The 11,440-nt window shown below is 62.8% G+C and carries 10 protein-coding genes; 7 read left to right on the forward strand and 3 right to left on the reverse strand.

The window, feature by feature from the left end:
• Positions 1-86 precede the first annotated feature (86 nt).
• On the reverse strand, positions 87-545 hold the full coding sequence (locus ACP7DD_RS03480; RefSeq protein WP_426173309.1) for an Lrp/AsnC family transcriptional regulator: 459 nt from the start codon (positions 543-545) through the stop codon (positions 87-89).
• Positions 546-724: 179 nt separating this feature from the next.
• On the opposite strand from ACP7DD_RS03480, the gene glmS reads away from it, so the two are divergent.
• The 7 genes from glmS (at position 725) to ACP7DD_RS03515 (ending at position 9,627) form a co-directional block, all read left to right on the forward strand.
• Positions 725-2,554 carry a glutamine--fructose-6-phosphate transaminase (isomerizing) gene (gene glmS, locus ACP7DD_RS03485; RefSeq protein WP_426173310.1) on the forward strand — a complete coding sequence of 610 codons (1,830 nt, stop codon included), beginning with the start codon at positions 725-727 and terminating at the stop codon, positions 2,552-2,554.
• A gap of 212 nt (positions 2,555-2,766) precedes the next feature.
• Positions 2,767-3,063, forward strand: coding sequence for a hypothetical protein (locus tag ACP7DD_RS03490; RefSeq protein WP_426173311.1), 297 nt, complete (start codon positions 2,767-2,769; stop codon positions 3,061-3,063).
• A 255-nt stretch (positions 3,064-3,318) separates the two neighbouring features.
• The gene (gene parS, locus ACP7DD_RS03495; RefSeq protein ID WP_426173312.1) at positions 3,319-3,771 is read left to right on the forward strand and encodes a type II RES/Xre toxin-antitoxin system antitoxin; all 453 of its coding nucleotides are present in this window, start codon (positions 3,319-3,321) and stop codon (positions 3,769-3,771) included.
• A 44-nt stretch (positions 3,772-3,815) separates the two neighbouring features.
• Positions 3,816-4,223: an RES family NAD+ phosphorylase gene (locus ACP7DD_RS03500; protein ID WP_426173326.1), complete on the forward strand. Its 408-nt coding sequence runs from the start codon at positions 3,816-3,818 to the stop codon at positions 4,221-4,223.
• 204 nt (positions 4,224-4,427) lie between these two features.
• The gene (locus tag ACP7DD_RS03505; RefSeq protein WP_426173313.1) at positions 4,428-5,015 is read left to right on the forward strand and encodes a DUF2760 domain-containing protein; all 588 of its coding nucleotides are present in this window, start codon (positions 4,428-4,430) and stop codon (positions 5,013-5,015) included.
• Positions 5,012-6,853 (forward strand): Hsp70 family protein, encoded by a 1,842-nt coding sequence (locus ACP7DD_RS03510; RefSeq protein ID WP_426173314.1) that lies wholly within the window; start codon positions 5,012-5,014, stop codon positions 6,851-6,853. The genes ACP7DD_RS03505 and ACP7DD_RS03510 overlap by 4 nt, the downstream gene beginning before the upstream one ends.
• Before the next feature lie 11 nt (positions 6,854-6,864).
• Positions 6,865-9,627, forward strand: coding sequence for an Hsp70 family protein (locus ACP7DD_RS03515; protein WP_426173315.1), 2,763 nt, complete (start codon positions 6,865-6,867; stop codon positions 9,625-9,627).
• 751 nt (positions 9,628-10,378) lie between these two features.
• Here the strand turns inward: ACP7DD_RS03515 and ACP7DD_RS03520 are convergent.
• Positions 10,379-10,822: a hypothetical protein gene (locus ACP7DD_RS03520; RefSeq protein WP_426173316.1), complete on the reverse strand. Its 444-nt coding sequence runs from the start codon at positions 10,820-10,822 to the stop codon at positions 10,379-10,381.
• 65 nt (positions 10,823-10,887) lie between these two features.
• Positions 10,888-11,391, reverse strand: coding sequence for a hypothetical protein (locus ACP7DD_RS03525; protein WP_426173317.1), 504 nt, complete (start codon positions 11,389-11,391; stop codon positions 10,888-10,890).
• Positions 11,392-11,440 lie beyond the last annotated feature (49 nt).

Genomic DNA, 11,440 nt, shown 5'->3' on the forward strand with positions numbered 1-11,440 from the left:
GCAGGCGTCCAGGATGGCCGCCGCGCAGTGCTGACAGTAGAAGCTATTTCGCCGCGGAATCGGTTGATGATGCTCAAGAGCAACGTTCAGACGGCGATGCGGGTCTCGAATTTGCTGCGGAAGGTGGAGAAGTAGGTTTTTACGTTGCGCACATTGGCGTGGGTGGCGAACAGCCGGTGCGCCAGCGCATGGTAGGCCGGCATGTCGGCCACTTGCACGATCAGCACGAAATCCGGGCCCGGCGCCACGCGGTAGCATTGCAGCACGGCCGCCTCGCCGGCCACCAGCGCCTCGAACTCGTCCATGCGCTCGGCCGCCTGGACGTCGAGCGAGATCTCGACGATCGCGGTGAGCCGGGCGCCGACCTTGTCGGGCGACACGATGGCGACCTGGCGCGCGATGATGCCGGCCTCGGTCAGCAGCTTGACCCGTCGCAAGCACGTCGGCGGCGACACGTGGACCAGTTCCGCCAGCTCGGCGTTGGTATGCGAAGAATCAAGCTGCAGCGCATTGAGGATGCGGCGGTCGACGTCGTCAATTGGCATTGAATCATTATTCATGGCTAAAAATACACGATTCGTTAAATATCCACCATTAAATGAAATATAATTTCATGGTAAGTGGATGATGAAATAATATTCCAAATTATGCCAGATTTAGACAGCTAATTTCAAAGAGATTCATCTAGGATACATCCATTGTCAATCTTTCAAATGAGGTCTGTATGTGCGGCATCGTCGGAGCAGTAGCGCAGCGTAATATCACCCCGATCCTGATCGAAGGCCTCAAGCGCCTCGAATACCGAGGGTACGATTCCTGCGGCGTTGCGCTGCACGTCGACGGCAAGCTGCAGCGTTCGCGCAGCACCTCGCGCGTGGCCGACCTGGAGACGCAAATGGGCAACGCCAGCCTGGAAGGCTTCACCGGCATCGCCCACACCCGCTGGGCAACCCATGGCGCCCCGCTGTCGCACAATGCTCACCCGCACTTTTCGCCGACCGAAGAACTGGCCCGCATCGCGCTGGTCCACAACGGCATCATCGAAAACCACGACGAACTGCGCGCCGAACTGACCGCGCTCGGCTACGTGTTTACCAGCCAGACCGACACCGAAGTGATCGCCCACCTGGTCGACCACATGTACAACGGCGACCTGTTCGATACCGTCCAGCAAGCGGTGAAGCGCCTGCACGGCGCCTACGCCATCGCCGTCTTCTGCCGCGAGGAGCCGCACCGCGTGGTGGCCGCGCGCCAGGGTTCGCCGCTGATCGTCGGCGTCGGCCAGGGCGAAAACTTCGTCGCCTCCGACGCGATGGCGCTGGCCGGCACCACCGACCAGATCATCTACCTGGAAGAAGGCGACGTGGTCGACCTGCAACTGGGCCGCTACTGGATCGTCGACGTCGAAGGCCGTCCGGTGACGCGCGAAGTCAAGACCGTGCACGCCCACACCGGCGCCGCCGAGCTGGGCCCGTACCGCCACTACATGCAGAAAGAAATCTTCGAGCAGCCGCGCGTCATCGGCGACACGCTCGAAGGCGTCACCGGCATCATGCCGGAGCTGTTCGGCGACAACGCCTACAAGGTCTTCAAGCAGATCGACCGCGTGCTGATCCTTGCCTGCGGCACCAGCTATTACGCCGGCCTGACGGCCAAGTACTGGATCGAGTCGGTCGCCAAAGTGCCCGTCAATGTCGAGATCGCCAGCGAATATCGCTACCGCGACAGCGTGCCGCATCCGAATACCTTGGTCGTCACCATCACCCAAAGCGGCGAAACGGCCGACACGCTGGCCGCCCTGAAGCACGCGCGCAGCCTCGGCATGGAACACACGCTGACGATCTGTAACGTGGCCACCAGCGCCATGGTGCGAGAGTGCGCGCTCGCTTACATTACCCGCGCAGGTGTCGAAGTTGGCGTCGCATCGACCAAGGCCTTCACCACCCAGCTGGCCGCGCTGTTCCTGCTGACCTTGACCCTGGCGCAAGTAAATGGCCGCCTGTCCGACGACGAAGAAGCAACTTACCTCAAGCAAATGCGCCACCTGCCGGTCGCGCTGGCCGCCGTGCTGGCGCTCGAGCCGCAGATCATGGCCTGGGCGGACGACTTCGCGCGCAAGGAAAACGCCCTCTTCCTCGGCCGCGGCATCCACTACCCGATCGCCCTCGAAGGCGCGCTGAAACTCAAAGAGATTTCGTACATCCACGCTGAAGCCTACCCGGCTGGCGAACTCAAGCACGGCCCGCTGGCACTGGTGACTGAAGAAATGCCGGTCGTCACGATCGCGCCGAACGACGCGCTGCTGGAAAAACTGAAGTCGAACATGCAGGAAGTGCGGGCGCGCGGCGGCCAGCTGTATGTATTTGCCGACGTCGATTCGCGCATCACTTCGGGCGATGGCGTGCACGTGATCCGCTTGCCGGAACACTACGGCCTGCTGTCGCCGATTCTGCACGTCGCGGCGCTGCAGTTGCTGGCATATCACACCGCACTGGCGCGCGGCACTGACGTCGACAAGCCACGCAACCTGGCCAAGTCGGTCACGGTGGAGTAAGCACGGCGCGGTTTGATCGCGAGCGAGCGAGTGCGGAGTGCGAACAGGAACTGCGTCGAGGAGACGCAGTGACCCGATAAGACAGCCAACGGCTTGTCGGTGCGCAGCAACGGTTCTGCCGGGTTGCTGCAATCGCCCGACGGTATGCGCTGTACCGCACGGACTTGGCTTACCCAAGCTCCTATCCTGAATGTATTGGACTGGAGATTGGCATGGAACTTTTTTTTATGATGACTGCGATGCTCGCGCTGCTTGGACCGATTGCACTGGGCCGCGTGCGCTGCATCCGCGTGACGCCACGGCTGCGTGGCCTCGCCTGCTACATCTTTCCTGTCCGGTCGCGCGTGCAAAGCGGCACGTTCAACTTCGCCGACATGGCGTTAGATGCACGAAAATATTCGGCCAAGCTGAACTGGACCGCGTTGTTCGCCCATGCAATACATGCGCCCGCCTTCGGCAGTGCCGGCCGCGCAAGCCCCCACCTGGCGCCGGGATTGACCACAGCTTAGCGAAAATGCCGGACTCGGAAAGTTGCTGCAAGGATATAATCGTTCAATAGTTGTGTCTATTCGAGGTCGTATGCCGCGGCCAGCGTGGCTCGAATTTTTCGTCGCAATCGTGGCGCGCGCCTGCGTGTTTCTTTCCGCGTCCGACGCGACGCGGCCGGCGTTGGAAAGCGAACTGTCTGGCATTGAACCTTCCTCCCAAGCGGTGTATTCTGAACTTCAAAACGGAAGTCGTTGATGGGTTAGAAAGAGCTATGCATGCCAAGCGAAATCCTCCTGAAAAAAGCTGTTGCCACAAAAGCCAACAGCTTCGAAGCTATCTTGCTCGATTTCATCGGTGACCCGCAACGTGCTATTGAAGCAATTAGAGCCGGGTTCCCAGCGAGCGTCATCAAAGACACAAGAGCGTACTTTTCGGTACCGACCAACCGGATTCGCGCCATCGTTTGCTCCCCCGCAACTACCGCTCATACCCTCGTCAAGAAGGGCGCCAACCTCGATGCCACCGCATCGGAACGCATCTGGCGGCTAGCCGATCTGGTAGCGATGGCCAGCGACGTGTTTGAAAATGACGAGGCCGCCAAGGAATGGTTGCGTACGCCAAATCGGGCTTTTCGCGACGTAGCGCCAATGGACTTATCGGACACCGAGCCAGGAGCCAACGCAGTTCGCCAAGTACTGAATGCGATTGGCACCGGCGGCGTTGCGTGAGGTTCTGGCGCATCTTGCAACGCAGATCTGCGCTGGATAAATTGGTGCGCTGGTGCCGCCCGGTTCGGTGGGCGTTGGAACCCGATTGCATCCGGGCGCTTTACTGCGGAACATCAGTCGCCATCTGCGCTCTCGAAAAGTTCGTACACATCGGAGCCGCTCCGTTTCCTCGCTTGGTCCTCGTTTCGGTCGACATTCCAGACAGCCGCGTGCTGTATGCCCCACCTATCGCCGTCCTTCCCGTCGGCTGGGACACGATGCCGACATCTGCCGCGGCGCAGAAGTTTGGCGCCGCATGGCTTGCGGCGGGAAATAATTTGGCTATGGCGGTGCCGTCCGCGATCGTTCCCGAAGAGACAAATGTCATGCTCAACCCCCGGCATCCTGACTATGCCCAGGTCGAACTCGCCGTCGTCAGGCCGTTCCAATTTGATCACCGGATGTTCAAATAGCGTCAGCTTCGCTGGCGCGGCTGTCTTTGCGCCCAATAGTTAACCATTTGATCTGAACTGCGCCGGCGGTATCAATGATTTATACTGCAACGCAGCATCCCGAGTAGCCATTCTCATACAGCCGGCGATGGACCTCCGACAGGAAGCCCGCGCCGCCGCGGTCCGTGAATCGGCCGATGCCTAACGATCCAGGAGCAACAAGAAATGAACAACGCAACACCGGACCACCCGACTTCGCAGCCATCGCTGCTGCAACGCATTCCGCTTGCCTTTGGCGCCTTTTTCAGCGTTCTATCGAACGCCGCTGTCGCCGCGCGCGTGGACCGCCTGAAGCGTGACGAAGCGCCCGCTGCACCCGCCGCCCCAATAACGCCAGTCGCAGCGGCGCCCGCACCCGCGCCTCTGCGCGTCGCCACCCCCGACGCCGCGCTGCAGTTGCTGGCACTGTTCCAGCGCGACGCGCGCCTGATCGACTTCACCGAGGAAGACCTGGCCAGCTACGCCGACGCCGACATCGGCGCGGCCGCCCGCATCGTCCACGAAGGCTGCCGCAAGGTGCTGCGCGAGCACTTCTCCATCGCGCCGGTGCGCACCGAAGCGGAGGGCAGCCGCATCATCCTCGACGCCGGCTTCGACGCCGGCGCCATCCGCCTGACCGGCAACGTCGTCGGCAGCGCGCCGTTCAAGGGCAGCCTCAGTCACCGCGGCTGGCGCGTCAACGACGTGCGCCTGCCGAAGCTGGCGAGCGGCCATGACGCCACCGTGCTGGCCCAGGCCGAGGTAGAACTATGAATGCGCCGCGCTATTCGATCGGCATCGACCTCGGCACCACGCACTGCGCGCTGGCCTACGTCGACCTCGAGGCCAGCGACGGCGAGGCCACGCGCCACGGCGTGCTGGAGATACCTCAGCTGAGCGCACCAGGCACGGTCGAGTCGTCCGGGCTCTTGCCGTCGTTCCTGTACCTGCCGCACGCGGACGAACTGGCACCGGGCGAACTCGATTTGCCGTGGCCCTCGCCGGCCGATTACGTGGTCGGCGAAATGGCGCGCGCGCGCGGCGCCACCACGCCGATCCGGCTGGTGTCGAGCGCCAAAAGCTGGCTCGGCCACGCCGGCGCCGACCGCCGCGGCGCCATCCTGCCGAGCGACGCGCCGCCGGAAGTGCAGCGCGTCTCGCCGCTGGAGGCGTCGACCCGCTACCTGACGCACCTGCGCCAGGCCTGGGACCATGCGCATCCCGAGGCGCCGTTCCAGCAGCAGGACATCACGGTAACGATCCCCGCCTCGTTCGACCCGGCCGCGCGCGAGCTGACGGTGGAAGCGGCCAAGGCTGCCGGATACCAGGAGTTGACGCTGCTGGAGGAACCGCAGGCCGCGCTGTACAACTGGATCCAGAACAGCGGCGGCAACTGGCGCCGCGATGTCCAGCCGGGCGACATCATCCTGGTTGTCGACGTCGGCGGCGGCACCAGCGACTTTTCGCTGATCGCCGTGCTCGAACACGAGGGCAAGCTGGAGCTGCACCGCATCGCGGTGGGCGACCATATCCTGCTCGGCGGCGACAATATGGACCTGACCCTGGCGCACCTGGTGGCGCGTAAGCTGGCCGCGGCCGGCACCACGCTCGATGCATGGCAGATGCGCGCGCTCGGCTACGCCTGCCGCACCGCCAAGGAGCGCTTGCTCGGCGACGCGGAAATGACGGCGCAGCCGATCGTCGTGCCGAGCCGCGGCTCGAAGCTGATCGGCGGCGCCATCCGCACCGAACTGACCGCCGACGAGGTGCGCACCACCATCGTCGAAGGCTTCTTCCCCGACGTGCCGGCATCGACCCGGCCGGCCACCCGCGTGCGCGGCGGCCTGACGCAAGTCGGCCTGCCGTATGCGCAGGACGCCGGCGTCACGCGCCACCTGGCCGCGCTGCTTGGCCGCCAGCGCGACGCGACGACCGAGCTGGCAGGCTTCGTGCGCACCAACGCGCCCGACGCCACCTTCCTGCATCCGAGCGCGGTGCTGTTCAACGGCGGCGTGTTTAAATCGACCTTGCTGGCCGAGCGTACCTTGGCCACGCTGAACGGCTGGCTGACGGCCGAAGGCGCGGCGCCGGCGCGCGCACTGGCCGGCGCCGATCTCGACCTGGCGGTGGCGCGCGGCGCCGCCTACTACGGCTACGTGCGCCGCGGCCAGGGTGTGCGCATCCGCGGCGGCACCGCGCGCGCCTACTACGTCGCCATCGAGTCGGCGATGCCGGCCATCCCCGGCATGGAGCCGCCGATGCAGGCGCTGTGCGTGGCGCCGTTCGGCATGGAAGAAGGCGCCGAGGCCGAGCTGCAAAGCCAGCAATTTGGCCTCGTCGTCGGCGAACCGATCCAGCTGCGCTTTTTTGGCTCGTCGGTGCGGCGCCAGGACCAGCTGGGCGACCTGCTCGACTTCTGGCAGCCGGACGAACTGCAGGAGCTCGGCGAAATCCGCGCCACGCTGCCGCCTGAAGGACGCAGCGACGGCGACGTGGTGCAGGTGCGCCTGCGCGCGGTCGCCACCGACACCGGCACGCTCGAACTGACCGCTGTCGCCGTCAACGGCGACGGCCGCTGGAAGATCGAGTTCGACGTGCGCAGCAACGGCTAGTGGCGGCGCGCGTGGCCAGGTACGCCGTCGGCATCGATCTGGGCACCAGCAACACCGTGCTCGCCTACGCCGCGTTGGGCGCCGATGGCAAGGCCGGGCCGGTGACGCTGTTCGATGTCGATCAGTTGGTCGCGCCCGGCGAAGTGGCGGCGCTGCCGCTGCTGCCGTCGGTGCGCTACCAGGCCGGCGCCGGCGAACTGGCCGACGCTGACCTGCAGCTGCCATGGGCTGCCGCGGAGCCAATGGTAGTAGGAACACTGGCGCGCAAACTCGGCGCGCAGGTGCCGGGGCGACTGGTTGCCAGCGCCAAGAGCTGGCTGTCGCATTCCGGCGTTGACCGCATGGCGCCGATCCTGCCGTGGGGTAGTGCGCCGGAAGTGCCGAAGGTGTCGCCCGTCGACGCCAGCGCCAGCTACCTACGCCACCTGAGGTCTGCCTGGAACCATCGCTTCCCCGACGATCCGCTCGAGCAGCAGGACCTGGTGCTGACGGTCCCCGCCTCGTTCGACGAAGCGGCGCGCGCCCTCACGCTGGCGGCGGCGCTCGCGGCCGGCCTGCCCACCCTGCGGCTGCTGGAAGAACCGCAAGCGGTGTTCTACGACTGGCTGCAGCGCCACCGCGCCACGCTGACGAGCGAGTTGGCCGGCACGCGGCTGGTGCTGGTGTGCGACGTCGGCGGCGGCACCACTGACCTCAGCCTCATCAAAGTCGAACTGCGCGATGGGCAGGCCAGTATTACCCGCATCGGCGTTGGCAACCACCTTATGCTGGGCGGCGACAATATGGACACGGCGCTGGCGCACCTGGCCGAATCGCGCCTCGCCGGCGACAGCGCCGATCGCCTGTCGGCCAGCCGCCTGTCGCAGCTGGTCGAGCGCTGCCGCGCCGCCAAGGAGCAGCTGCTGGCCGCCGATGCGCCCGACCAGGTCAACGTGACGCTGCTGGGCGCCGGCGCGAGGATGATCGGCGGCGCGCGCTCGGCCACATTGACGCGCGAAGAAGTCGAGCGGCTGATTGTCGACGGCTTCCTGCCGCAGGTCGAGGCCAGCGAGCCGCTGCTGCAACGGCGTGCCGGCATCGTCGAATTCGGCCTGCCGTACGCGCGCGATCCCGCCATCACGCGCCACGTCGCCGACTTCCTGCGCCGGCATGCCGACGCGGTACGCGAGGCCACTGGCTGCGCGGTGCCCGTGCCTGACACGTTGCTGCTCAACGGCGGCGTATTTCGCGCCACGGCGCTGGCAAAGCGGCTCGAACAGACGCTGGGCGCATGGCGCGGCGCGCCGCTGCGGGTGCTGCACAACGACGATCCGGATGTCGCCGTGGCGCGCGGCGCGGTGGCGTACGCGCTGGCCGGCGCCAGCGGCACGCCGAAGATCGGCGGCGGCGCCGCGCGCAGCTATTTCCTGCTGCTCGACGAAGGCAAGCGCGGCGCCCGGCGCGCCATCTGCATCCTGCCGCGCGGCAGTGAAGCGGGCCACGAACTGTGCCTCGACGCCCACAATTTCGCGCTGCGTGTCGGCGAGCCGGTACGCTTCCACTTGTTCACTTCAAACGCCGATGCTGCAGGCCGCGCGCCGTTCGCGCTAGGTGAGCTGGTCGACCTTGACGACGGCGAGTTCGCACGCTTGCCGCCGATCGCGATGGTGCTGCGCGCGCCTGGACGCACGCGCCGCGAAGTGCCGGTGCAGCTGGCCAGCGCACTGACCGAAGTAGGCACCCTCGAAATGTACTGCGTCAGCGTCGACGATGTGGCCGAGCGCTGGCTGCTCGAGTTCGACCTGCGCCAACACGATGACGCCACAGATGATGCGCTGGACGACGGCGGCGCCGCGGCGCGGCTGGCGCAGGCGCTGCCGAAAATCGAGCGCATCTTCGGCGGGAAGGCGCAGCAGGTGCCGGCAAAGGAAGTCAAGCAGCTGCGCGCACAGCTCGAACAGGTCCTGGGCGAGCGTGCCAACTGGAGCACCCCGCTGCTGCGCCAGTTGTTCGACGCCTTGTGGCTGCGTGCCAAGGCGCGGCGGCGCTCGCCCGAACATGAACGCCTGTGGCTCAACCTGACCGGTTTCTGCCTGCGTCCTGGCTTCGGTTTTGCGCTCGATGACTGGCGCCTGCAGCAGCTGTGGACCGTGTTCGAAGCCGGCGTGTCGCACGGCGCCGACAAGCAGGTGCAGGCCGAATGGTGGACCTTGTGGCGCCGTGTCGCCGGCGGCCTCGATGCGGAGCAGCAGCGGCGCCTGCTCGACAACTTCGCCGCCAACCTGCAAATCAATGAAGGCGGCGATGACGGCGCCGGCGCGCTGGTGCGCGGCAGCGACGACGACATGCTGCGCCTGGGCGCCTCGCTCGAGCGCATACCGCCGGCGTACAAGGTGGAAATCGGCGAATGGCTGCTGGCACGCCTGGGCAAGGCGAACGATGCCCTCACCTTGTGGGCGCTGGCCCGGATCGGCGCGCGCCAGCCGTTCTACGGCAATCTCGACGACCTGGTGCCGGCCGATGTCGTCGCCACCTGGCTGGACGCGATCCTCGCGCTCGACTGGCGCCGCCTCGAACCGGCCGCATTTGCCGCCGCCTACCTGGCGCGCATGACGGGCGACCGCGCGCGCGACCTGCCGCTGGCGCTGCGCGGGTCCATCGCCGCCCGCCTGCGCCAAGTCGCCGCGCCGGCCATCTGGATCCGCATGGTGGAAGAAGTCATTGCGTTGGACGAGGCGACCGAACGGCGCGTGCTGGGCGAAACGCTGCCGCCGGGGCTAAAGTTGATCGTGTAAGAGCAGACGTGAGGGAGAACAAGTAGGCTCGTCCAGTCTCGGTCGTATCTTTCATGACAAGTTAAATTTCCTTTTATGTGCGGCCAAAGCTTCAGAAAATTTGAAGATATAGCCTTTTTTCCGTATCGACGCGTGCTGGGCGAAACGCTGCCGCCTGGGCTGAATAAATGCAAAAGTAGACATAAGCGTAAACAAGTCGTCGGCGGCCGCGACCTTAAAACTCGTTACCGATAACTGAACAATTTGCTTAAAGAGTGAGACTTTCGACGTCTGCCAATGCGCCGCTAAGACAGATATAATGGTACTTGTAGTTGAAGGAAGGAATCGCCGCGCTCCGCGCTTTGTTGATGAGAATTTGTTTCTAACTGTCGCGGCGCAAGACGCTGCTTTTGAAGCCCGACTTCTTTGTTTGGCATATTTATGATCAAGCGGAGTATGCCTATGCTAAGTTAAATTTCTTCTTGTGTGCGTCCAGCGCGGCAGAGAATCTAAATATATATTTCTTTTTAAAGCAATTAGGGTCCGTTTTAAAGTCCATATTTAGTACCGAAAAAGGTTTTATTCTAAAATTTTCATGTTTTGGCACGTTCAGGACGCGAAAAATTTGTTCAGCCTGTTCGCCGAGGTGCAAAACGCTTTTTGTGCTCATATATAAAACAAAGGCATTTAGCAAAGCGATAAATATCAGAATATTCGCCATGGCATTTGCAGAAGGCCTATTTCCCATTAAATAGAACGAACCGAATATTAACTAGGTTCCAATTGTGGACAGCACACCTAATTTTATCGAGTGCATTATCCATCCCCGCCGAGTGTGATGTACGGAGTAGGGCGTCCATAGAAGCAGGTCGTCATTGCGTAGAATGGCATGTGCGAAGAGAGGGCCGTCGTCGAGCTTGGATACTACCAGCTTCACGTGGTCGTTGACTTTCAAATCCTGAAGCCATTCAAATGTCCCAATGACGAGCTGGTCGTTTACTAACAGCGCGATGTGTTCGACGTCTTCGCCCTCATACATTAGCAAGCTTGCCGAGTTGGCCGCCACACCTGCTGCACCAGACAGAGCTGCAATTGTGCCGCTCCAAAAGGCGTCGTCTTGAATGTCAGATATAAGATTGATAATAGCGGGTGATACTCGAAGCGCCCGGATCGTTCCCTCAATGCTAAATAGTTGCTGCTGGGCCTGGTTTTCCATATAGGGGTTCCTCGTAATTATTTTTTACCATTGGTTCTGGTCGCGATAGAGTCGCGTTTGGCCGATTATGTTAGCTTTATCACTTTTTGAAGCTCCGTGAGTTCTTCGCGTGATGTTCGGAATGGAAGATTTGCTTTCTTCTTGCGAAAAGTGCAGTGGTCGAGCCAATGTAATATCGCGGTACGATCTATGCACTGGCGGTAGCCAGCATAGGCTAAATCCGCTACGGTGATTCCTACACCGATCCATCCGAGCCACGCTATAGTACGCAGCAAGAGCACTCGTTCAGAAAGTGCCTCGGCAATAGCTCCGGCTTTCGTTGCAAGCTTTGAAAGGACTATTGACCGACCTTCTTTCGCCGCTTGATGATTTAAGAATGGACCGGCATAAGAGAGCGCGGCTGCGGATCCATAAAATGCTGAGAGAGCGCCATGTCCTGATCTGATGTAAAGAATTGCACGTAGCGTTGGATCTCTCTCTTTGTTTCCCTTGTCGAGATCACCCGAGTTCGACAGTTCGCGGCCAATTTCGACGGTTTTGCTGAACGGCGCACCATATAAATCAAACACTTACATGCATTTCTCCGTCGATTTTGAAAATTTTGTGTAATGGCATGTT

The sequence above is a fragment of the Massilia sp. TWR1-2-2 genome, from assembly GCF_049897565.1.
Lineage (GTDB): Bacteria > Pseudomonadota > Gammaproteobacteria > Burkholderiales > Burkholderiaceae_D > JAFCUW01.

Coding starts and splice junctions, on each gene's coding strand:
- ACP7DD_RS03480 (WP_426173309.1), bottom strand. CDS start 545: ATGCCAATTGACGACGTCGACCGCCGCATCCTCAATGCGCTGCAGCTT.
- glmS (WP_426173310.1), top strand. CDS start 725: ATGTGCGGCATCGTCGGAGCAGTAGCGCAGCGTAATATCACCCCGATC.
- ACP7DD_RS03490 (WP_426173311.1), top strand. CDS start 2,767: ATGGAACTTTTTTTTATGATGACTGCGATGCTCGCGCTGCTTGGACCG.
- parS (WP_426173312.1), top strand. CDS start 3,319: ATGCCAAGCGAAATCCTCCTGAAAAAAGCTGTTGCCACAAAAGCCAAC.
- ACP7DD_RS03505 (WP_426173313.1), top strand. CDS start 4,428: ATGAACAACGCAACACCGGACCACCCGACTTCGCAGCCATCGCTGCTG.
- ACP7DD_RS03510 (WP_426173314.1), top strand. CDS start 5,012: ATGAATGCGCCGCGCTATTCGATCGGCATCGACCTCGGCACCACGCAC.
- ACP7DD_RS03520 (WP_426173316.1), bottom strand. CDS start 10,822: ATGGAAAACCAGGCCCAGCAGCAACTATTTAGCATTGAGGGAACGATC.